Raw genomic sequence first — 23,339 nt, 5'->3', positions numbered from 1 at the left:
ACGCCCGGCCGCGCCGGGCGTTTTTATTCCAGTCTGAAAAGTGCTTTCTTTCAATAGGTTACACATGAATCCTGACATCCCTCTTCAACTTCTGGGCGGCATCACGGCACGGGAATTCCTGCGTGACTACTGGCAGAAAAAACCACTGCTGATCCGTCAGGCCATCCCTGATTTCGAAAGCCCGATCGACGCCGACGAACTGGCCGGCCTGGCCTTGGAAGAAGAAGTCGAATCGCGCCTGGTGATCGAACACGGCGAGCGCCCGTGGGAACTGCGTCGCGGCCCGTTCGCCGAAGACGCCTTCGGCAGCCTGCCTGAGCGCGAGTGGACCCTGCTGGTGCAGGCGGTCGACCAGTTCGTTCCGGAAGTGGCCGAGCTGCTGGAGCAGTTCCGCTTTCTACCAAGCTGGCGCATCGACGATGTGATGATCAGCTTCGCCGCGCCTGGCGGCAGCGTTGGTCCGCACTTCGACAACTACGATGTGTTCCTGCTGCAAGCCCAAGGCAAGCGCAACTGGAAGATCGGCCAGATGTGCAACTCCGAAAGCCCGCTGCTGCAACACGCCGACCTGCGCATCCTCGCCGAATTCGAAGAAACCGCCGAATGGGTACTCGAACCGGGCGACATGCTCTATCTGCCGCCACGCCTGGCGCACTTCGGCATCGCCGAAGACGACTGCATGACCTACTCGGTCGGCTTCCGTGCGCCGAGCGCCGCCGAAGTGCTCACCCACTTCACCGATTTCCTCGCCCAATACCTGACGGATGAAGAGCGCTACACCGACGCCGACGCGCAGCCGGTCAGCGACCCGCATCAGATCCAGCGCGACGCCCTCGACCGCCTCAAGAGCCTGCTGGCCGAGCACATGAGCGACGAACGCATGCTGCTGACCTGGTTCGGCCAGTTCATGACCGAACCGCGCTACCCAGAACTCGTGGCCGGCGAAGAGCTGGGCGAAGAAGACTTCATCAGCACCCTGCAAGACGGCGCGATTCTGGTACGCAACCCAAGCGCGCGCATGGCGTGGTCGGAAGTGGACGACGACGTGCTGCTGTTTGCCAGCGGCCAGAGCCGCTACCTGCCCGGCAAGCTGCGTGAACTGTTGAAACTGGTGTGCTCCGCCGATGCGTTGCACAGCGAAAACCTGGGTGAGTGGCTCGCCGACGAAGACGGCCGCGACCTGCTGTGCGAGCTGGTCAAGCAAGGCAGCCTGGGATTTGCCGATGAATAAAATTCACGTAAGTGTCGCGGACTGGCAAAAGGATATCGCCGAGATTCGGCGCATTCGTGAAGCGGTATTTATCGCTGAACAATCGGTTCCGCCCGAGCTGGAGTGGGACGCGGATGACGCTGGTGCGATGCACTTCCTGGCGTTCGAAGGCGACTTTCCAATCGGCACCGCTCGCCTGCTGCCCAGCGGCGAGATCGGCCGCGTATCGGTCCTCAAGGACTGGCGCGGCCTGAAGGTTGGCGACAAGCTGATGGAAGCGGTGATTGGCGTGGCCGAGCAACGCGGCCAGACCAAACAGTTCCTCAGCGCGCAGGTCTATGCAGCGCCGTTTTATGAGCGGTTGGGCTTCAAGATCGTCAGCGATGAGTTCCTGGAAGTCGGGATTCCCCATGTTGATATGGTGCGTGGGGGCTGATCCCTGCTTAAGGGCTTGTCTGTGGTGAGCGGGCTTGCCCCGCGCTGGGCTGCTTAGCAGCCACAAAACCAAACGCCGCGTTCTTTCTGAAAGAACGCGGCGTTTTTTATAGGGGCCGCTAGGCAGCCCAGCGCAGGGCAAGCCCGCTCACTACACGCCAGGCCGACAAACTGGCACTATCAAGCCTAAATGACTCGCAGAGATAACGGACATGTCCCTACGCACCCTGCTCACCGCCCTCCTCCTGGCCGTCAGTTGCTCGACAATGGCCGACACCGAAGTCGTCAACCTGAACAACCGCACCAGCGCCGATCTATTGCCGGTGGCGCAGAATTTCATCGGTAAGGACGGCACCGTCAGCGCCTACGGCAACCAACTTATTGTTAACGCCGATCCCGGCAAACTCCAGGACCTGCGCGCACTGATTGCACAACTGGACACACCGGCCAAGCGCCTGCTGATTACTGTAGACACCAACGAAAACAACCAACAGAACAGTGGCGATAGCCAAACCCGCATCATCAACTACGGCACTGCCAGTCGCGACGGCGGCATCCAGCAGATCCAGGCCAGCGAAGGCGTGCCCGCGCTTATCCAGGTCGGCCAGAGCGTGCCACTGACCACCACCCAACCAGACGCCTACGGCCGCCCGCAGAACCAGACCCAATACCGCAACGTCACCCAGGGCTTCTACGTCACTGCCAGCGTCACCGGCGAGACCGTGCATCTGGCGATCAGTACCAACCGTGACCGCATGAGCCAGGAACGTCCCGATGTAGTGAATGTACAAAGTACCGACACAACCGTCAGCGGGCGCCTTGGCGAATGGATCCCCCTGGCCGGCATCAACCGTGAAACCCAAGCCGATAAATCCTCTACAACCCGCAGCTACTCTACCCAGGGCCGTGATGACCTGACGTTGCGGGTCAAGGTCGACACCCTGAACTGAAGCACCAAAAACTGACTGATGAGTCGTATTAGACTAAAGATGTAGTGCTATAAAAAAAGCACTACAAAACATTTGACGATCCAAAAAAGCATGGGCATGATGGCCTCGCTCCCGCTAATCAGGGGCCCTGGCAAGGGCCTTCGGATCGTCGCTCTAAGCTACCCACCTGAGCCGATTCGTGTCTGTACCGCCCACAAGGTGTGTTTGACGAGGTTGCGACTGGAACGAAGTTGTCCCGAGGGACGGAAGCTAACCAGGTAACCCGGCAACATGCTGCAGAATACCCAAGGGCCCACGATGCCCGAAGACCGTTCTCGGCCAGCCTTTACCTGCCCCCTCTCGATCATCGTTCATCCCGTCGCCTTCCCCGTCGAACCTGACTTGACCACCTATGCTTCTGGTCAGCGAGCAGCCATACCCCGCAACGATTGCGCGGCTGGCAAATGGATCTTTCCACCTAGACCTATGCGACGAGGTTTTTCCCCATGGCACTGACACGCGAACAGCAAATTGCAGCCCTTGAAAAAGATTGGGCTGAAAACCCACGCTGGAAAGGCGTAACCCGCGCTTATTCCGCTGCTGACGTCGTCCGCCTGCGTGGCTCGGTTCAACCTGAGCACACCTTTGCAAAACTCGGCGCCGAGAAGCTGTGGAACCTGGTCACCCAAGGTGCCAAGCCTTCCTTCCGTCCCGACAAAGATTTCGTCAACTGCATGGGCGCCCTCACTGGCGGTCAAGCAGTCCAACAGGTAAAAGCCGGCATCCAGGCGATCTACCTGTCCGGCTGGCAAGTGGCAGCGGACAACAACTCCGCTGAATCCATGTACCCCGACCAATCGCTGTACCCGGTTGACTCCGTGCCAACCGTAGTCAAGCGCATCAACAACTCGTTCCGTCGTGCTGACCAGATCCAGTGGAAAGCTGGCAAAGGCCCAGGCGATGAAGGCTACATCGACTACTTCGCGCCAATCGTAGCTGACGCCGAAGCCGGCTTCGGCGGCGTACTGAACGCCTATGAGCTGATGAAGAGCATGATCGAAGCAGGCGCCGCGGGCGTTCACTTCGAAGACCAACTGGCTTCCGTGAAGAAATGCGGCCATATGGGCGGCAAGGTACTGGTTCCGACCCAAGAAGCTGTACAGAAGCTGACCGCTGCCCGTCTGGCGGCTGACGTTGCCGGCACACCGACCATCATCCTGGCCCGTACCGACGCCAACGCAGCAGACCTGTTGACCTCGGACTGCGACCCGTACGACCAGCCATTCGTTACCGGCGAACGCACTCAGGAAGGTTTCTACAAGGTACGCGCCGGCCTCGATCAGGCCATCGCCCGCGGTCTGGCCTACGCACCGTATGCCGACCTGATCTGGTGCGAAACCGCCAAGCCGGATCTGGACGAAGCGCGTCGTTTCGCCGAAGCGATCAAGAAGGAATACCCGGACCAACTGCTGTCCTACAACTGCTCGCCTTCTTTCAACTGGAAGAAGAACCTGGACGACGCGACCATCGCCAAGTTCCAGCGCGAACTGTCCGCCATGGGCTACAAGCACCAGTTCATCACCCTGGCCGGCATTCACAACATGTGGCACAGCATGTTCAACCTGGCGCACGACTACGCCCGCAACGACATGACCGCCTACGTGAAGCTGCAGGAGCAGGAATTCGCTGACGCCTCCAAAGGCTACACCTTTGTGGCGCACCAGCAGGAAGTGGGTACTGGCTACTTCGATGACATGACCACCGTGATCCAGGGCGGCACCTCGTCCGTGACCGCGCTGACCGGGTCGACTGAAGAAGAGCAGTTCCACTGATCGATGTGAGTACACAGCCACTGCGGACCCGTTAAAGAGCTAACCGCAGTGCTGCACGACAATCACGCCCCGACTGGTTCGGGGCGTTTTTTTGCCTGAGATATCTGCCCCGGGCCAATGAGAATCCAAATGTGGGAGGGGGCTTGCCCCCGATAACGGTGGATCAGCAACAGCGTTATTGACTGACACTCAGCCATCGAGGGCAAGCCCCCTCCCACAAGGGAACGCACGCAACCTGAAGATTTTGTACAAAACCTTGATCCAGAGCGGTATTCGCTGCGGATAAATCGGTTAAAAGATCCGCTCCGGCAACTTGCGCCAATCAAACAAGTAACGGCAACTTACCCCGCCACATGAGAAACAATCGCTTAAACCCCCGCGCAAACAATATTCATTATCATTTAGACCATGAAAACTTCGTTACTGGTTAAACAAAACATAATTGATCAAATGCCCGCTAATCCCCGCCCCGCAAGGGCTACAGCCCCAAGAAGGTGCACTATGTCCTTATTCCATCGAATAATTTCGCTATAGGAATTTTACTTGCCCGGTGTTTAGCCATAAAATCACCGCGATTGACTGCGCTGCGACATATCGTCACTGCATCATTACTTTTTCGAGCTCAGAGACCTTTGCTCTCTGTTAAGGATTTCCAGCATGACCGAAGCGACAGGACTCATGGCCCACAACTGGGGCTTTGCCATTTTCCTCCTCGGTGTTGTCGGCCTTTGCGCCTTCATGCTCGGTGTTTCCAGCCTCCTCGGGTCAAAAGCCTGGGGCCGCAGCAAAAACGAACCGTTCGAGTCGGGCATGCTACCTACAGGTGGCGCCCGTCTGCGGCTCTCAGCCAAATTCTATCTGGTCGCGATGCTGTTCGTGATCTTCGATATCGAAGCCCTCTTTCTCTTTGCCTGGTCTGTGTCCGTCCGCGAAAGCGGCTGGACCGGATTCGTCGAAGCTCTCGTTTTCATAGCAATTCTGTTGGCAGGCCTTGTCTACCTATTTCGAGTGGGCGCCCTTGACTGGGCTCCGGAAGCTCGTCGTAAGCGGCAAGCGAAGCTGAAACAATGAGGCTTTGGCGATGCAATACAATCTCACCAGGATCGACCCGGATGCTCCTAACGAGCAGTACCCCATCGGCGAACGGGAAACCGTTTCCGATCCGTTAGAAGACCAAGTCCACAAAAACATCTACATGGGCAAACTCGAAGACGTGCTGAGTGGCGCGGTCAATTGGGGGCGTAAAAACTCCCTGTGGCCGTACAACTTCGGCCTTTCGTGCTGCTACGTGGAAATGACCACCGCCTTCACGGCGCCCCACGACATCGCGCGCTTTGGCGCCGAAGTTATCCGGGCATCACCGCGCCAGGCGGATTTCATGGTTATCGCCGGAACCTGCTTCATCAAGATGGCGCCGATCATTCAGCGTCTCTACGAGCAAATGCTCGAACCGAAGTGGGTTATCTCCATGGGTTCGTGCGCCAACTCCGGTGGCATGTACGACATCTACTCAGTGGTCCAAGGGGTGGATAAGTTCCTGCCCGTGGACGTCTACGTGCCTGGCTGCCCGCCCCGCCCTGAAGCATTTCTGCAAGGCTTGATGCTGTTGCAGGAATCGATTGGCAAGGAGCGTCGTCCGCTTTCCTGGGTCGTCGGCGATCAAGGCGTTTACCGCGCCGAGATGCCCTCGCAAAAGGAACAGCGCCGCGAACAGCGAATCGCAGTCACCAACCTGCGCAGCCCTGACGAAGTCTGATCCAGCCCGCTTCTTTTATAGAACGAACACCTGGCTTCATTCTTTACGTTGACCGAAAGCGATAAAAAACCATGACTACAGGCAGCGCTCTGTACATCCCGCCTTATAAGGCAGACGACCAGGATGTGGTCGTCGAACTCAATAACCGTTTTGGCCCTGACGCCTTCACCGCCCAGGCCACACGTACCGGTATGCCGGTGCTGTGGGTGGCGCGCGCCAAGCTCGTCGAAGTCCTGACCTTCCTGCGTAACTTGCCCAAGCCGTACGTCATGCTTTATGACCTGCATGGCGTGGACGAGCGTCTGCGCACCAAGCGCCAGGGCCTGCCAAGCGGTGCCGATTTCACCGTGTTCTACCATCTGATGTCGCTGGAACGTAACAGCGACGTGATGATCAAGGTTGCCCTCTCCGAGAGCGACCTGAGCGTCCCGACCGTAACCGGTATCTGGCCCAACGCCAGCTGGTACGAGCGTGAAGTGTGGGACATGTTCGGTATCGACTTCCCCGGCCACCCGCACCTGACGCGCATCATGATGCCGCCAACGTGGGAAGGTCACCCGCTGCGCAAGGACTTCCCTGCCCGCGCCACCGAATTCGACCCGTTCAGCCTCAACCTCGCCAAGCAACAGCTCGAAGAAGAGGCTGCGCGCTTCCGTCCGGAAGACTGGGGCATGAAACGCTCCGGCACCAACGAGGACTACATGTTCCTCAACCTTGGCCCGAACCACCCTTCGGCTCACGGTGCCTTCCGTATCATCCTGCAACTGGATGGCGAAGAAATCGTCGACTGCGTGCCGGACATCGGCTACCACCACCGTGGCGCCGAGAAGATGGCCGAGCGTCAGTCGTGGCACAGCTTCATCCCGTACACCGACCGTATCGACTACCTCGGCGGCGTGATGAACAACCTGCCGTACGTGCTCTCGGTCGAGAAGCTGGCCGGCATCAAGGTCCCGGACCGCGTCGACACCATCCGCATCATGATGGCCGAGTTCTTCCGGATCACCAGCCACCTGCTGTTCCTGGGTACCTATATCCAGGACGTCGGCGCCATGACCCCGGTGTTCTTCACATTCACCGACCGTCAGCGCGCCTACAAGGTCATCGAAGCCATCACCGGTTTCCGTCTGCACCCGGCCTGGTACCGCATCGGCGGCGTGGCCCACGACCTGCCGAATGGTTGGGAGCGCCTGGTCAAGGAGTTCATCGACTGGATGCCCAAGCGTCTGGACGAGTACCAAAAAGCCGCGCTCGATAACAGCATCCTCAAGGGCCGTACCATCGGCGTCGCCGCCTACAACACCAAAGAGGCCCTGGAATGGGGCGTCACCGGTGCAGGCCTGCGCTCGACTGGCTGCGACTTCGACCTGCGTAAAGCGCGCCCATACTCCGGCTACGAGAACTTCGAGTTCGAAGTGCCGGTGGCCGCCAATGGCGATGCCTACGACCGTTGCATCGTGCGCGTCGAAGAAATGCGCCAGAGCCTGAAGATCATCGAACAGTGCATGCGCAACATGCCGGCCGGCCCGTACAAGGCGGATCACCCGCTGACCACGCCGCCGCCCAAAGAACGCACGCTGCAGCACATCGAAACCCTGATCACGCACTTCCTGCAGGTTTCGTGGGGCCCGGTCATGCCGGCCAACGAATCCTTCCAGATGATCGAAGCGACCAAGGGTATCAACAGTTATTACCTGACGAGCGATGGCGGCACCATGAGCTACCGCACCCGGATTCGTACTCCAAGCTTCCCGCACTTGCAGCAGATCCCTTCGGTGATCAAAGGCGAGATGGTCGCGGACTTGATTGCGTACCTGGGTAGTATCGATTTCGTTATGGCCGACGTGGACCGCTAAGCATGAACAGCACGCTTATCCAGACAGACCGTTTCACCTTGAGTGAAACCGAGCGCTCGGCCATCGAGCACGAGCTGCATCACTACGAAGACCCGCGCGCGGCGTCGATCGAAGCCCTGAAGATCGTTCAGAAGGAACGTGGCTGGGTGCCGGACGGCGCCCTCTACGCCATCGGCGAGATTCTGGGCATCCCCGCCAGCGACGTTGAAGGCGTGGCTACGTTCTACAGCCAGATCTTCCGTCAACCGGTGGGCCGTCACATCATTCGCGTGTGCGACAGCATGGTCTGCTACATCGGTGGTCACGAATCCGTGGTCAGCGAGATCCAGAACAAACTCGGCATCGGCCTGGGCCAAACCACTCCGGACGGCCGCTTCACGCTGCTGCCGGTGTGCTGCCTGGGCAACTGCGACAAGGCGCCGGCGTTGATGATCGACGACGACACATTCGGTGACGTGCAGCCTGCTGGCGTGACCCAATTGCTTGAGGGCTACCCATGACCCTTACATCTTTCGGCCCCGCCAACCTGATCAAGCGTTCGCCTGAGACCCATCCTCTCACCTGGCGCCTGCGTGACGATGCCGAGCCGGTATGGCTCGACGAGTACCAGGCCAAGAACGGCTACGCCGCTGCGCGCAAAGCCTTTGCCGACATGGCCCAGGACGACATCGTCCAGACCGTGAAAGACGCCGGCCTCAAAGGCCGCGGCGGTGCAGGCTTCCCCACGGGCGTGAAGTGGGGCCTGATGCCCAAGGACGAGTCCATCAACATCCGCTACCTGCTGTGCAACGCGGATGAAATGGAGCCGAACACCTGGAAAGACCGCATGCTGATGGAGCAACTGCCCCATTTGCTGATCGAAGGCATGCTGATCAGTGCCCGCGCGCTGAAAACCTATCGTGGCTATATCTTCCTGCGTGGCGAATACACCACCGCCGCCAAGCACCTCAACCGTGCCGTGGAAGAAGCCAAGGCTGCTGGCCTGTTGGGCAAGAACATCCTGGGTTCCGGCTTTGATTTCGAACTGTTCGTGCACACCGGCGCCGGGCGTTACATCTGCGGTGAAGAAACCGCACTGATCAACTCCCTCGAAGGGCGCCGCGCCAACCCGCGCTCCAAGCCCCCCTTCCCCGCCGCCGTGGGCGTATGGGGCAAGCCGACCTGCGTCAACAACGTTGAGACCCTGTGCAACGTGCCGGCGATCATCGCCGACGGCGTGGACTGGTACAAATCGTTGGCCCGTGAAGGCAGCGAAGACATGGGCACCAAGCTCATGGGCTTCTCCGGCAAGGTCAAGAATCCTGGCTTGTGGGAGCTGCCATTCGGCGTTACCGCACGCGAGCTTTTCGAGGACTACGCCGGCGGCATGCGCGACGGCTACACCTTGAAGGCCTGGCAGCCAGGCGGCGCTGGTACCGGTTTCCTGTTGCCCGAGCACCTCGACGCACAAATGTATGCCGGCGGCATCGGCAAGGTGGGCACCCGGATGGGTACTGGCCTGGCGATGGCGGTGGACAACACCGTGAACATGGTCTCGCTGCTGCGCAACATGGAGCAGTTCTTTGCCCGTGAATCCTGTGGCTTCTGCACCCCATGCCGCGACGGTCTGCCGTGGAGCGTCAAGCTGCTGATGGCCCTGGAAAATGGCGAAGGCCGTGAGGGTGACATCGAGACCCTGTTGGGTCTGGTCGGTTTCCTCGGCCCAGGCAAGACCTTCTGTGCTCACGCACCGGGCGCCGTGGAGCCATTGGGCAGCGCAATCAAATACTTCCGCTCGGAGTTCGAAGCCGGTATTGCGCCTACCAGCGCCGCCGTCCCGCCTCTGGCAAGGCCGATCGTAGTCGGCGCGTAACGCTTTAAAAGGCGAAGGGTCCGTGCCCTTCGTCTTCTCATGGGCTGACGCCGTAAAGGCTGTGTTGATGCCCATGAATAACAAGATTCCATTAGCCACGCCCGCTGACAACGGGCCAACGAAGAACTTTGAACCATGGCCACTATCCACGTAGACGGCAAAGCGCTCGAAGTCGATGGGGCGGACAACCTGTTACAGGCATGTCTGTCACTAGGCCTCGACATCCCGTATTTCTGCTGGCACCCCGCACTCGGTAGCGTCGGTGCCTGTCGCCAGTGTGCGGTCAAGCAATACACCGACGAGAACGACACCCGTGGTCGTATCGTCATGTCCTGCATGACCCCAGCCACCGACAACACCTGGATCTCCATCGAAGATGAAGAATCCAAGGCGTTCCGCGCCAGCGTTGTCGAATGGCTGATGACCAACCACCCCCACGACTGCCCAGTCTGTGAGGAAGGCGGTCACTGCCACTTGCAAGACATGACGGTGATGACCGGCCACAACGAACGCCGTTATCGCTTCACCAAGCGTACCCACCAGAACCAGGACCTCGGCCCGTTCATTTCCCACGAGATGAACCGCTGCATCGCCTGCTACCGCTGCGTACGTTTCTATAAAGACTACGCTGGCGGCACCGACCTTGGTGTCTTCGGCGCCCACGACAACGTGTACTTCGGTCGCGTTGAAGACGGCGTGCTCGAAAGCGAGTTCTCCGGCAACCTCACTGAGGTCTGCCCGACCGGTGTGTTCACCGACAAGACCCACTCCGAGCGCTACAACCGTAAGTGGGACATGCAATTCGCCCCGAGCATCTGCCACGGCTGCTCCAGCGGTTGCAACATTTCCCCGGGCGAACGCTACGGCGAACTGCGTCGTATCGAAAACCGCTTCAACGGTTCGGTCAACCAGTACTTCCTGTGCGACCGTGGCCGTTTCGGCTATGGCTACGTCAACCGAAAGGATCGCCCGCGCCAACCACTGCTGGCCGACGGCACTAAGCTGAGCCTGGACGACGCGCTGGATAAAGCCGCCGACCTGCTGCGCGGTCGTAATATCGTCGGTATCGGTTCGCCTCGCGCCAGCCTCGAAAGCAACTACGCGTTGCGCGAACTGGTCGGTGCCGAGCACTTCTACTCCGGCATCGAAGCTGGTGAGCTGGAACGCATCCGTCTGGTCCTGCAAGTGCTGAACGACAGCCCGCTGCCAGTGCCGAACATGCGCGACATCGAAGACCACGATGCCATCTTCGTACTCGGTGAAGACCTGACCCAGACCGCCGCGCGTATCGCGCTGTCCCTGCGTCAGTCGGTCAAAGGCAAGGCTGAAGAGATGGCCGACGCCATGCGCGTACAGCCATGGCTGGACGCTGCGGTGAAAAACATTGGCCAGCACGCGCTGAACCCGCTGTTTATCGCCAGCATCGCTGAAACCAAGCTCGACGACATCGCCGAAGAATGCGTCCACGCTGCACCGGACGACCTCGCCCGCATCGGTTTCGCCGTGGCCCACGCCCTGGACGCCAGCGCGCCTGCCGTCGAAGGCCTGGACACTGAAGCCGTCGAACTGGCCCAACGCATTGCCGACGCTCTGCTGGCAGCCAAGCGTCCATTGATCATTGCCGGTACCTCGCTGGGTTCCAAAGCATTGATCGAAGCCGCCGCCAACATCGCCAAGGCCTTGAAGCTGCGCGACAAGAACGGCTCCATCAGCCTGGTCGTGCCGGAAGCCAACAGCCTTGGCTTGGCCATGCTGGGTGGTGAGTCCCTGGACGCTGGCCTGCAAGCCGTGATCGACGGCAACGCCGACGCCATGGTGGTGCTGGAAAACGACCTGTACACACGCACCGACGCCGCCAAGGTTGACGCTGCACTGAACGCCGCCAAAGTTCTGATCGTGGCCGACCACCAGAAGACCGCCACCAGCGACCGCGCTCAGTTGGTATTGCCAGCGGCGAGCTTTGCCGAAGGCGACGGCACCCTGGTCAGCCAGGAAGGCCGCGCCCAGCGCTTCTTCCAGGTATTCGATCCGAAGTACATGGACGCCAGCATCCTGGTTCACGAAGGCTGGCGCTGGCTGCATGCCCTGCGCGCGACCCTGTTGAACCAGCCGATCGATTGGACCCAACTGGACCACGTGACCGCAGCCGTCGCCGGCAGCACACCGCAGCTTGCGCGTATCGTCGATGCCGCACCGTCCGCCGCGTTCCGCATCAAGGGCATGAAATTGGCCCGTGAACCGCTGCGTTACTCCGGTCGTACCGCCATGCGCGCCGACATCAGCGTGCACGAACCGCGTACCCCACAAGACAACGACACCGCGTTCGCCTTCTCCATGGAAGGTTACTCGGGGTCAGTCGAGCCGCGTCAGCAGGTGCCGTTTGCCTGGTCGCCGGGCTGGAACTCGCCGCAGGCCTGGAACAAGTTCCAGGACGAAGTCGGTGGTCACATCCGCGCTGGCGACCCAGGCACCCGCCTGATCGAAAGCACCGGTGACTCGCTGAACTGGTTCGCAGCAGTACCGCGCCCGTTCAACCCGGCCCAGGGCACTTGGCAAGTTGTGCCGTTCTTCCACCTGTTCGGCAGCGAAGAGAACTCTTCCAAGGCCGCGCCGGTGCAAAGCCGCATCCCAGAAGCGTACGTGTCCGTGGCCAAGTCCGAAGCCGACCGTCTCGGCGTCAACGACGGTGCCGTGCTCAGCCTGAACGTGGCCGGCCAGACTCTGCGTCTGCCGCTGCGTATCAACGAAGCGTTGGGCGCTGGCCTGGTTGCACTGCCTAAAGGCCTCGCCGGCATTCCGCCTGCGATCTTTGGCAAAACCGTTGACGGTCTGCAGGAGGCAGCGCAATGACCTGGTTCACCCCTGAAGTGATCGACGTGATCATCTCGGTCGTCAAGGCCATCGTGATCCTGTTGGCCGTGGTCGTTGCGGGCGCCCTGCTCAGCTTCGTCGAACGTCGCCTGCTGGGCTGGTGGCAGGATCGTTACGGTCCGAACCGCGTTGGCCCATTCGGCATGTTCCAGATCGCTGCCGACATGCTGAAAATGTTCTTTAAGGAAGACTGGACCCCGCCGTTTGCCGACAAGGTGATCTTCACCCTGGCACCGGTCGTGGCCATGAGCGCCTTGCTGATTGCCTTCGCGATCATCCCGATCACCCCGACCTGGGGCGTGGCGGACCTGAACATCGGCTTGCTGTTCTTCTTCGCCATGGCCGGTCTGTCGGTCTACGCGGTGTTGTTCGCCGGTTGGTCGAGTAACAACAAGTTCGCCCTGTTGGGCAGCTTGCGTGCCTCGGCGCAGACCGTGTCCTACGAAGTGTTCATGGGCCTGGCGCTGATGGGCATCGTGGTGCAGGTCGGCTCGTTCAACATGCGCGACATCGTCGAGTACCAGGCGCAGAACCTGTGGTTCATCATTCCGCAGTTCTTCGGCTTCTGTACTTTCTTCATCGCTGGCGTCGCCGTGACTCACCGTCACCCGTTCGACCAGCCTGAAGCAGAACAGGAACTGGCCGACGGTTACCACATTGAATATGCCGGCATGAAATGGGGCATGTTCTTCGTCGGTGAGTACATCGGCATCATCTTGATCTCTGCCCTGCTGGTGACGCTGTTCTTCGGCGGCTGGCACGGTCCGTTCGGCATCCTGCCGCAGTTGGCGTTCTTCTGGTTCTTCCTGAAGACCGCGTTCTTCATCATGTTGTTTATCCTGCTGCGCGCTTCCATTCCGCGTCCACGATACGACCAGGTGATGGATTTCAGCTGGCGCTTCTGCCTGCCACTGACCCTGATCAATTTGCTGGTGACTGCTGCCGTTGTGTTGTTGAACACGCCAGCGGCCGCGGTTCAGTGAGGATTTGACCCATGTTCAAATATATTGGCGACATCGTTAAGGGTACCGGTACCCAGTTGCGAAGCCTGGTGATGGTGTTCGGTCACGGTTTCCGCAAACGCGACACCCTGCAATACCCGGAAGAAGCGGTGTACCTGCCGCCGCGCTATCGCGGCCGTATCGTGCTGACCCGCGACCCCGATGGCGAAGAGCGTTGTGTAGCCTGCAACCTGTGCGCCGTGGCGTGCCCGGTGGGTTGCATCTCCCTGCAGAAAGCTGAAACCGAAGACGGTCGCTGGTACCCGGACTTCTTCCGTATCAACTTCTCGCGCTGCATTTTCTGCGGCCTCTGCGAGGAAGCTTGCCCGACCACCGCAATCCAGCTGACACCGGATTTCGAGATGGCCGAGTTCAAACGTCAGGACCTGGTGTACGAGAAAGAAGATCTGCTGATCTCTGGTCCCGGTAAAAACCCTGATTACAACTTCTATCGTGTTGCAGGTATGGCCGTTGCCGGTAAGCCGAAAGGCGCCGCACAAAACGAAGCCGAGCCGATCAACGTGAAGAGCTTGCTGCCTTAAGGAAGAAAGATGGAATTCGCTTTCTATTTCGCATCGGGTATTGCAGTGGTGTCCACGCTTCGTGTGATCACCAACACTAACCCCGTGCACGCCCTGCTCTACCTGATCATTTCGCTGATCGCCGTGGCCATGACCTTCTTCAGCCTCGGCGCGCCGTTCGCTGGTGTGCTCGAAGTGATCGCCTACGCCGGCGCCATCATGGTGCTGTTCGTGTTTGTGGTGATGATGCTCAACCTGGGGCCGGCTTCGGTCGCCCAGGAACGCGTCTGGCTCAAGCCCGGCATCTGGCTCGGCCCGGTTGTCCTCGCAGCGCTGCTCCTGGGTGAACTGCTGTATGTGCTGTTCGCTCACCAGAGCGGCCAGGCCATCGGCCACACCACCGTAGACGCGAAAGCCGTGGGCATCAGCCTGTTCGGCCCGTACCTGCTGGTGGTCGAACTGGCTTCGATGCTGCTGCTCGCGGCAGCCATCACCGCCTTCCACTTGGGCCGCAACGAAGCCAAGGAGCAATGACGATGCCTGCTATCCCTTTGGAGCATGGTCTGGCGGTCGCCGGCATCCTGTTCTGCCTTGGCCTGGTCGGCCTGATGGTTCGCCGTAACATTCTGTTCGTGTTGATGAGCCTGGAAATCATGATGAACGCTGCGGCACTGGCGTTCATCGTTGCAGGTGCACGTTGGGGCCAGCCCGATGGACAAGTCATGTTCATCCTGGTGATCAGCCTGGCAGCCGCCGAGGCCAGTATCGGCCTGGCGATCCTGCTGCAACTGTATCGTCGCTTCCACACGCTTGATATCGACGCTGCCAGTGAGATGCGCGGATGAACATGATCTTTCTGACTTTCGTATTTCCCCTGATCGGTTTCCTGCTGCTGTCGTTCTCCCGTGGACGCTGGTCGGAAAACCTCTCGGCCCTGATCGGCGTGGGTTCCATTGGCCTGTCGGCCATCGTGACCGCCTACGTCATCTGGCAATTCAACGTAGCGCCGCCGGAAGGCGGTCACTACACCCTGGTGCTGTGGAAGTGGATGTCGGTGGAAGGCTTCAAGCCTAACTTCGCCCTCTACGTCGACGGCCTGTCGATCACCATGCTCGGCGTGGTCGTCGGCGTGGGCTTCCTGATCCACCTGTTCGCGTCCTGGTACATGCGCGGTGAAGCGGGCTACTCGCGCTTCTTCTCGTACACCAACCTGTTTATCGCCAGCATGCTGTTCCTGGTGCTCGGCGATAACCTGTTGTTCCTGTACTTCGGCTGGGAAGGCGTGGGCCTGTGCTCGTACCTGTTGATCGGTTTCTACTACAGCAACCGCAACAACGGTAACGCGGCACTCAAGGCATTTATCGTCACCCGGATCGGCGACGTGTTCATGGCCATCGGCCTGTTTATCCTGTTCCAACAGGTGGGCACGCTGAACATCCAGGAACTGCTGGTGCTGGCACCACAGAAATTCCAGGTCGGCGACTTCTGGATCACCCTGGCGACCCTGATGCTGCTGGGTGGCGCCGTAGGTAAATCCGCGCAACTGCCTCTGCAAACCTGGCTGGCGGATGCGATGGCCGGTCCTACCCCGGTGTCGGCACTGATCCACGCCGCTACGATGGTAACTGCGGGTGTCTACCTGATCGCCCGTACCCACGGCCTGTTCACCCTCGCGCCGGACATCCTGCACCTGGTGGGCATCGTCGGCGGCGTGACCCTGGTGCTGGCCGGCTTTGCCGCGCTGGTGCAGACCGACATCAAGCGTATCCTCGCCTACTCGACCATGAGCCAGATCGGCTACATGTTCCTGGCCCTGGGCGTTGGCGCCTGGGACGCGGCGATCTTCCACCTGATGACTCACGCTTTCTTCAAGGCCCTGCTGTTCCTTGCCTCCGGTGCGGTGATCGTTGCCTGCCACCACGAGCAGAACATCTTCAAGATGGGCGGCCTGTGGAAAAAACTGCCGCTGGCCTACGCCAGCTTCATCGTCGGTGGTGCAGCCCTGGCCGCACTGCCACTGGTGACCGCCGGTTTCTACTCGAAAGACGAAATCCTCTGGGAAGCCTTTGCCAGCGGTAACCAGAACCTGCTCTACGCAGGCCTGGTGGGTGCGTTCATGACCTCGCTGTACACCTTCCGCCTGATCTTCATCACGTTCCACGGTGAAGCCAAGACCGAAGCGCACGCAGGTCACGGCATCTCCCACTGGTTGCCACTGTCGGTGCTGATCGTGCTGTCGACCTTCGTCGGCGCCCTGATCACCCCGCCCCTGGCCGGTGTACTGCCGGAAAGCGCCGGCCATGCCGGTGGCGCCGCCAAGCACAGCCTGGAAATCGCCTCGGGCGCCATTGCCATCGCGGGTATCCTGCTGGCCGCGCTGTTGTTCCTCGGCAAGCGTCGCTTCGTGACGGCCGTGGCCAACAGTGGCATTGGCCGCTTCCTGTCGGCCTGGTGGTTCGCCGCCTGGGGCTTCGACTGGATCTACGACAAACTGTTCGTCAAGCCTTACCTGGCTATCAGCCATGTACTGCGCAAAGACCCGCTCGACCAGACCATCGGTTTGATCCCGCGCGCCGCCAAGGCCGGTCACACCGCCCTGAGCCGCAGCGAGACCGGCCAACTGCGTTGGTATGCAGCGTCCATGGCGGTCGGTGCCGTGCTGGTGATCGGCGCCATCGTTGTCGTGGCGGTCTGACCATGTCTATGTACATTGCGAACTTTGCAAACTTGCGAAAGGAAACGAGCCTGTCATGATTCTGCCCTGGCTAATCCTGATCCCCTTCATCGGCGGCCTGCTCTGCTGGATGGGTGAACGCTTCGGCGCCACCCTCCCCCGCTGGATTGCGTTGCTGACCATGTCCCTGGAACTCGCACTCGGCCTCTGGCTGTGGGCCCACGGTGACTATTCATTCGCTCCGGCACCGGGTGTCGATCCGACTTTCGCGCTTGAATTCAAGCACGTGTGGATCCAGCGCTTCGGCATCAACGTGCACCTGGCCCTCGATGGCCTGTCGCTGTTGATGATCCTGCTGACCGGCCTGCTGGGTATCCTCTCGGTACTCTGCTCCTGGAAAGAGATCCAGCGTCACGTGGGCTTCTTCCACCTGAACCTGATGTGGATCCTGGGCGGCGTTGTCGGCGTGTTCCTCGCCCTCGACCTGTTCATGTTCTTCTTCTTCTGGGAAATGATGCTGGTGCCGATGTACTTCCTCATCGCGCTCTGGGGTCACAGTTCTTCGGACGGCAAGAAAACCCGGATCTACGCGGCGACCAAGTTCTTCATCTTCACCCAGGCTTCCGGCCTGATCATGTTGGTGGCGATCCTGGGTCTGGTACTGGTCAACTTCAACAGCACAGGCGTGATTACGTTCAACTACGCCGACCTGTTGAAAACCAAGATGTCCCTGACCACCGAGTACATCCTGATGCTGGGCTTCTTCATCGCGTTCGCGGTGAAGCTGCCGGTGGTGCCGTTTCACTCCTGGCTGCCTGACGCTCACGCCCAGGCACCGACCGCCGGTTCCGTTGACCTCGCCGGCATCCTGCTGAAAACCGCTGCCTATGGCCTGCTGCGTTTCGCGCTGCCGCTGTTCCCGAACGCCTCGGCGGAGTTCGCGCCGATTGCCATGACCCTGGGTCTGATCGGGATCTTCTACGGTGCGTTCCTGGCGTTCGCGCAAACCGACATCAAGCGTCTGATTGCCTTCTCGTCCGTTTCCCACATGGGCTTCGTACTGATCGGCATCTACTCCGGCAGCCAACTGGCGTTGCAAGGTGCAGTGATCCAGATGTTGGCGCACGGTGTTTCCGCCGCTGCACTCTTTATCCTGAGTGGCCAGTTGTACGAGCGCCTGCACACCCGTGACATGCGTGAGATGGGCGGCGTGTGGTCGCGCATCGCGTACCTGCCGGCAATCAGCCTGTTCTTTGCCGCTGCCTCGTTGGGCTTGCCGGGTACCGGCAACTTCATCGGCGAGTTCCTGATCCTGATGGGTGCCTTCGTGCAAACGCCTTGGATCAGCGCCATTGCTACTTCCGGCCTGGTATTCGGTTCGGTCTACTCGCTGATCATGATCCACCGCGCCTACTTCGGCCCGGCCAAGTCCGACACCGTCCTGAAAGGGATGGATGCTCGCGAACTGATCATGGTGCTCGGCCTTGCGGTGCTGCTGATCTACATCGGCGTGTACCCGCAACCGTTCCTGGACACTTCTGCCGCAACGATGCATGGCGTGCAGCAGTGGTTCGGCACCGCCTTCTCTCAACTCGCTTCGGCCCGGTAAGAGCGCTATGGAATTCACGATCCAACACTTTATCGCGCTTGCGCCGCTGCTGATTACCAGCCTCACCATCGTGGTGGTGATGCTGGCAATCGCCTGGCGCCGCAATCACTCACAAACGTTCCTGCTGTCCTGTGCCGGTTTGAACCTGGCCTTGCTGTCGATTATCCCGGCACTCAAGGTCGCGCCACTGGCGGTGACCCCGCTGATGATGGTCGATGACTTCGCGCTGCTGTATATCGCGCTGATCCTCGTCGCCACCCTCGCCTGCGTCACCCTCGCCCACGCCTACCTCGGCGAAGGCGGCACCGGCTACCCAGGCAACCGCGAAGAGCTGTACCTGCTGATCCTGCTGGCTGCGGCCGGCGGTATCGTGTTGGTCAGCGCACAGCACCTGGCCGGCTTGTTCATCGGCCTGGAACTGCTGTCGATCCCGACCTACGGCCTGGTGGCTTACGCCTTCTTCAACAAGCGTTCCCTGGAAGCCGGCATCAAGTACATGGTGCTGTCGGCGGCCGGTTCCGCGTTCCTGTTGTTCGGTATGGCCCTGCTCTACGCCGAAGCCGGCAGCCTGAGCTTCACCGGTATCGGCCACGCGCTGGCTGCCACCAACAGCCCGGCGCCGATTGCCCAACTGGGCCTGGCGATGATGCTGATCGGCCTGGCATTCAAGCTGTCGCTGGTGCCGTTCCACCTGTGGACCCCAGACGTGTACGAAGGCGCCCCGGCGCCGGTGGCTGCGTTCCTGGCTACCGCGTCCAAGGTTGCTGTGTTTGCCGTGATGGTGCGTCTGTTCCAGATCTCGCCTGCTGCCAATACCGGCGTGCTGAGCAACGTGCTGACCGTGATCGCCATCGCGTCGATCCTGTTCGGTAACCTGCTGGCCCTGACCCAGAACAACCTCAAGCGTCTGCTGGGTTACTCGTCCATCGCTCACTTCGGCTACCTGCTGATCGCCCTGGTGGCGAGCAAAGGCCTGGCCGTGGAAGCCATCGGCGTTTACCTGGTCACCTACGTGATCACCAGCCTCGGCGCCTTCGGTGTAATTACGCTGATGTCCTCGCCGTACAAAGGCCGTGACGCTGACGCCCTGTACGAGTATCGCGGCCTGTTCTGGCGCCGCCCGTACCTGACCGCCGTACTGACCGTGATGATGCTGTCCCTGGCCGGTATCCCGCTGACCGCGGGTTTCATCGGCAAGTTCTACATCGTCGCTACCGGTGTAGAAGCCCACGAGTGGTGGCTGGTTGCGTCCCTGGTACTGGGCAGCGCTATCGGCGTGTTCTATTACCTGCGCGTGATGGTCACCCTGTACCTGATCGAGCCAAACCTGCGCCGTGTGGATGCCGAGCTGCATTGGGAACAGAAGGCAGGCGGCGTGATGCTGCTGGCCATCGCCCTGCTCGCGTTCTTCCTGGGCGTGTACCCACAACCGTTGCTCACCCTGGTGCAGCACGCGGTACTGGGCGTTTGATCGCTTAGCGGGATGCAGTAAACAAAACGGCGCCTTCGGGCGCCGTTTTGCGTTTCTGGATGCCCTGCAACAGGGCGTTCACCTCACTCGTTTTGGGCCAAATCGCGGATGGCCCAAAATTGCATATCCAACCCAGGAAACCCGGCGGGTACATGGATCGCAAAACCGCTCGACTGGCTCAACAGTTGCCAATACTCGCTGCTGCGATCAAGTTCGAAATACGTGCAGCCCGCATAGAACGGCAATTGCCGCGGGGCTGCCGGCAAAGGCCGCAGGCCAACACCCGGCAGTTGCAGGTTGACCAGGTCGCGGATTTTCTCCATCGAGCCGATCTTGACCTGGGAGGGGAAACTGCTGCGCACGCTGTCCGCCGCCATTTGAGCCTGAACCACCAGGATGAAGGTGGCCGAGGCCAGTAACGCCCGGTCCGGCAGCACGGCCACACGGATGCCGTATTGGCGCTCTTCCAAGGGAATAGCGATGGCCCGCGTATCCATCACGGTCGAGAGCATCCGACGGAGTTCAAGCATCACCGGAGCAAACGTTTCTGCCAGGGCCGTATGGCGATACACCGGGTAGGCAGGCGTGCGCTTATCGTCGCGGCTAAACGTTGCCAGCTCACCGGCCAGGGCCGAGAGGTCGCGATACAGTTGCTCGGGATGCAGGCCGCTCATGGTCGATAAATGGCGCATCAGCGGCAGGCTGCGATTGAGCACCTGCAGCTGCAGGATATCGGCAATGTCCGCTGCACCACTGCCATCGAGCCGGGCCACGCGTGAGGCCGTGGCTTCGCCCCGCTGCTGCACCAGCCCTGCGACCTCATCGACCATCGCCTTGAGGCATTCGGCCGCCCGGATATCCAGACAGGGCGGGCAGTAGCCGCGATCAAGCACCACACAGTTGTCGGCGCGCTTTTCCACCACGTGGGCGATACCCAGTGAGGTGTAGGCATCGGCCACGTCGCCCTCAAAGGCCAGACGCACGCGCAACTTGCCGACACTCATCAGCGCACTGCTGTCCAGTCCATTGCTGTCCCAGACTTCGTATTCAGCGCTGCGAAGTCGGGCGAAATTTTCGATACTGGGGTTGTCGTCAACCTCCGGGATCCCGGGACGTAAGCTTGGTAACGCCAACACCACTGTCAGGTCGCGCGCATCATCGGGGATGGTCAGGGGCGGCGGCATTTCATCATCGAATGGCAGGCCGACAGGCGTTCCATCCGGGAATATACCGCTGTATGAAAGCAACGATACCTTGCCCAGAGCCAGTTGCTGCGGGTCAATGTCCAACGCCGAAAAGCCCCAGCCATACGCACGCAACGCCGTGACCCGTGCCTCCAGCTGGGTTTGCAGGAAACGGTCATGTTGTTGCAGATGCTGAGGCTGCAACAACATGCCTTCGGACCAAACCACTTTGTGTTTCCAGGACATTAAGTTCTTCCAATATTGGCAACGGTAGAAGCAGACAGAGCCGACAACGGCTTACTTGCCATCGTCGGCCTCCTTGGGCGGCAGCGGCACACCCGCAGGCCCGGTGGCCGCCGCCAATGCCGCGGCGGTGGCAGCGGTTGCGGCCTGAGGCAAGGGCACAGGCATGGCCGATGCGAGAATCGAACCTGGAGAAAAGGTCATAAAGGCCCCACCGACCTTCAAGGTGATGCTCGCGCCGGCTTCGATCACCACGTTCGCCCCGCCCTTGATATGCACATCGGTACCGGCGGTGATACCCGTCTTCATGGCGCCCTCGATAATCATCTCGCTGCCGGCGCTCATCGATACCGCACCGCTGGTTTTTTCATTGCGGTTGCCGTCCACAGAGACCTGCTCCGAACCCTTCTTATCCTCGAAGCGCAGTTCGTTGTAGCCACCACCGCCCTTTGAAGAATGGGTCTTGAGGGTCGAGCGGGTGGCATTTTCTGGCAGTGCATAGGGCGGCAGCGATTCCGCGTTATAGACGCTGCCGGTGACCAACGGCTGGTCGGAGTCGCCGTCGAGAAAGCTGACCACCACTTCCTGGCCGATACGCGGGATATGCAGGCTGCCCCAACGCTTGCCGGCCCAGCCCTGGGCTACTCGGACCCAACATGAGCTGTTTTCGTCGCCCTTGCCCTCGCGGTCCCAGTGGAACTGCACCTTGATCCGTCCGTATTTGTCGGTCCAGATGTCTTCGCCCTGTTTGCCCACCACCTTGGCGGTCTGCGGACCGTGCATCCGTGGCTTGGGCGATACGCAAGGTGCTCGAAATGGCTGCTGGTGCGGCATGGCCACGAACTCGCAAGTCAACACGGGCGCGGGCTCGGTCGGTGGCGTCGGCTCATAGGTGTCTAACGACAACGTGTAACGCGCTTCCAGCAGCAAACACTGCGCGTTCTGTTCACTGCGCGGGTGCTCGGCCAAGGTCATCAACGCTCCCGGGAACAGCCCCCGGGCACGAGTGGCACCGCTGATCCGACCGGCGCCGGTCTGTAGCGATTCAATCAAGGTGCGGGCATAGGTTTCGCCCTGTTTGCGCTCGGTGTATCGACCCGGATAGTCGTAACGTTCGTGACGAGACTGCGGGTAGTCACCAGGCATGGCCGACTTGACCATCAGATTGACGCTGGGCTTTTCGAAGTCGAAGTCCTTCAGGGTGTAGCCGCCCGGCGCCACCTCGCCGCTCATGTGCCAGGCGTAGATCACCTCGCTTTCGCGCAGGGCGTGATCCTGGGACGGCATGTAGCGCAGTTGGGCATAGCCCGGCGCCGGCGAATGCGCGCCGCAGGAATCGGCAAGTACCAAGGTATGACGGCCAGCAGCGCTTTTGAAGAAGTAGTAGATACCTTCCTGCTCCATCAGCCGGCTGACAAAGTTGAAATCGCTCTCGCGGTATTGCACGCAATAGTTAAGTGCCGTGTAGTCCGCACTCAGGCCCGAGGTGTCGACATCGGCAATGCTGTAAGGCGCGAACACCTGGTTGAGGATCTGCGGCACGCTCAGGCCCTGGAAAATACGGCAGTCGCTGGCCAGTGTCAGGAACCACAACCACGGCCTCAACACCGCTTTGCACGTGGTATAGCGACCTTGACGACCGGTTATGGAGAAGTGGCTCACATGCCCGCTGAAGTAACGACTACCGCCCTTGGGCAAGTCCACCGCAATGCTCATCGGCGTAGCGAGCAAGTCGTTGATGTCCAGGTCGGCGCGTTCGCTGTACAGCTCCACCTCGTATTCACTGAGACGAGACAGCCCCTCGAATGCCTGCATGCTGCGAAACAGCAGCACATCGTCGCCGAGTACACTGCTGACCTGAATGTCACGATGCATTTGACTGGTTGCCATAGGGA

The 23,339-nt window shown here is 60.3% G+C and carries 19 protein-coding genes; 17 read left to right on the top strand and 2 right to left on the bottom strand.

All coding sequences use genetic code 11. The annotated features are described in order from the left end of the window. Window positions 1-64: 64 nt before the first annotated feature. From ACKZ62_RS11145 to nuoN, 17 genes are all read left to right on the top strand, one after another. Window positions 65-1,231 (top strand): ribosomal protein uL16 3-hydroxylase, encoded by a 1,167-nt coding sequence (locus tag ACKZ62_RS11145; RefSeq protein WP_032889686.1) that lies wholly within the window; start codon window positions 65-67, stop codon window positions 1,229-1,231. Further along, the gene (locus ACKZ62_RS11140; protein ID WP_032889687.1) at window positions 1,224-1,646 is read left to right on the top strand and encodes a GNAT family N-acetyltransferase; all 423 of its coding nucleotides are present in this window, start codon (window positions 1,224-1,226) and stop codon (window positions 1,644-1,646) included. Before ACKZ62_RS11145 ends, ACKZ62_RS11140 begins: the two co-directional genes overlap by 8 nt. A gap of 211 nt (window positions 1,647-1,857) precedes the next feature. After that, a complete protein-coding gene (locus ACKZ62_RS11135) occupies window positions 1,858-2,595 on the top strand; it encodes a secretin N-terminal domain-containing protein (RefSeq protein ID WP_032889688.1) in 738 nt (245 codons plus the stop codon). Between the two features lie 485 nt (window positions 2,596-3,080). Next, a complete protein-coding gene (aceA, locus tag ACKZ62_RS11130) occupies window positions 3,081-4,406 on the top strand; it encodes an isocitrate lyase (RefSeq protein WP_010458877.1) in 1,326 nt (441 codons plus the stop codon). Between the two features lie 657 nt (window positions 4,407-5,063). Next, window positions 5,064-5,477, top strand: coding sequence for an NADH-quinone oxidoreductase subunit A (locus tag ACKZ62_RS11125; RefSeq protein ID WP_003219575.1), 414 nt, complete (start codon window positions 5,064-5,066; stop codon window positions 5,475-5,477). Window positions 5,478-5,487: 10 nt separating this feature from the next. After that, the gene (locus ACKZ62_RS11120) at window positions 5,488-6,162 is read left to right on the top strand and encodes a NuoB/complex I 20 kDa subunit family protein (RefSeq protein ID WP_003174719.1); all 675 of its coding nucleotides are present in this window, start codon (window positions 5,488-5,490) and stop codon (window positions 6,160-6,162) included. A 71-nt stretch (window positions 6,163-6,233) separates the two neighbouring features. Further along, on the top strand, window positions 6,234-8,018 hold the full coding sequence (nuoC, locus tag ACKZ62_RS11115; protein WP_095184439.1) for an NADH-quinone oxidoreductase subunit C/D: 1,785 nt from the start codon (window positions 6,234-6,236) through the stop codon (window positions 8,016-8,018). A gap of 2 nt (window positions 8,019-8,020) precedes the next feature. After that, window positions 8,021-8,518, top strand: a complete 498-nt coding sequence (gene nuoE / locus ACKZ62_RS11110) for an NADH-quinone oxidoreductase subunit NuoE (RefSeq protein WP_003174721.1) — start codon at window positions 8,021-8,023, stop codon at window positions 8,516-8,518. Next, window positions 8,515-9,870, top strand: coding sequence for an NADH-quinone oxidoreductase subunit NuoF (gene nuoF / locus ACKZ62_RS11105; protein WP_003174722.1), 1,356 nt, complete (start codon window positions 8,515-8,517; stop codon window positions 9,868-9,870). The genes nuoE and nuoF overlap by 4 nt, the downstream gene beginning before the upstream one ends. Window positions 9,871-10,005: 135 nt before the next feature. Next, window positions 10,006-12,720 carry an NADH-quinone oxidoreductase subunit NuoG gene (gene nuoG / locus ACKZ62_RS11100; RefSeq protein ID WP_032889693.1) on the top strand — a complete coding sequence of 905 codons (2,715 nt, stop codon included), beginning with the start codon at window positions 10,006-10,008 and terminating at the stop codon, window positions 12,718-12,720. Continuing rightward, complete coding sequence (gene nuoH, locus ACKZ62_RS11095) at window positions 12,717-13,724, top strand: NADH-quinone oxidoreductase subunit NuoH (protein ID WP_003174724.1); 1,008 nt, start codon at window positions 12,717-12,719, stop codon at window positions 13,722-13,724. The genes nuoG and nuoH overlap by 4 nt, the downstream gene beginning before the upstream one ends. A gap of 11 nt (window positions 13,725-13,735) precedes the next feature. Further along, window positions 13,736-14,284, top strand: coding sequence for an NADH-quinone oxidoreductase subunit NuoI (gene nuoI / locus ACKZ62_RS11090; protein ID WP_003174725.1), 549 nt, complete (start codon window positions 13,736-13,738; stop codon window positions 14,282-14,284). Window positions 14,285-14,293: 9 nt separating this feature from the next. Beyond that, complete coding sequence (gene nuoJ, locus ACKZ62_RS11085) at window positions 14,294-14,797, top strand: NADH-quinone oxidoreductase subunit J (protein ID WP_003174726.1); 504 nt, start codon at window positions 14,294-14,296, stop codon at window positions 14,795-14,797. A gap of 2 nt (window positions 14,798-14,799) precedes the next feature. Beyond that, complete coding sequence (nuoK, locus tag ACKZ62_RS11080) at window positions 14,800-15,108, top strand: NADH-quinone oxidoreductase subunit NuoK (RefSeq protein ID WP_003174727.1); 309 nt, start codon at window positions 14,800-14,802, stop codon at window positions 15,106-15,108. Beyond that, the gene (nuoL, locus tag ACKZ62_RS11075) at window positions 15,105-16,958 is read left to right on the top strand and encodes an NADH-quinone oxidoreductase subunit L (protein WP_447096664.1); all 1,854 of its coding nucleotides are present in this window, start codon (window positions 15,105-15,107) and stop codon (window positions 16,956-16,958) included. The genes nuoK and nuoL overlap by 4 nt, the downstream gene beginning before the upstream one ends. Before the next feature lie 55 nt (window positions 16,959-17,013). Then, on the top strand, window positions 17,014-18,546 hold the full coding sequence (gene nuoM, locus ACKZ62_RS11070) for an NADH-quinone oxidoreductase subunit M (RefSeq protein ID WP_017527174.1): 1,533 nt from the start codon (window positions 17,014-17,016) through the stop codon (window positions 18,544-18,546). A gap of 7 nt (window positions 18,547-18,553) precedes the next feature. Then, window positions 18,554-20,017 (top strand): NADH-quinone oxidoreductase subunit NuoN, encoded by a 1,464-nt coding sequence (gene nuoN / locus ACKZ62_RS11065; RefSeq protein WP_003174731.1) that lies wholly within the window; start codon window positions 18,554-18,556, stop codon window positions 20,015-20,017. A gap of 83 nt (window positions 20,018-20,100) precedes the next feature. On the opposite strand, the gene tssK is transcribed toward nuoN, so the two are convergent. Beyond that, on the bottom strand, window positions 20,101-21,447 hold the full coding sequence (tssK, locus tag ACKZ62_RS11060; protein WP_032889699.1) for a type VI secretion system baseplate subunit TssK: 1,347 nt from the start codon (window positions 21,445-21,447) through the stop codon (window positions 20,101-20,103). Between the two features lie 51 nt (window positions 21,448-21,498). Then, window positions 21,499-23,334 carry a type VI secretion system Vgr family protein gene (locus tag ACKZ62_RS11055; protein WP_447096663.1) on the bottom strand — a complete coding sequence of 612 codons (1,836 nt, stop codon included), beginning with the start codon at window positions 23,332-23,334 and terminating at the stop codon, window positions 21,499-21,501. Between the last annotated feature and the right edge of the window lie 5 nt (window positions 23,335-23,339).

This window comes from Pseudomonas sivasensis, from assembly GCF_052938085.1.
Note: the sequence above shows the minus strand (reverse complement) of the source record. Positions and strands in the feature narration are given on the sequence as shown.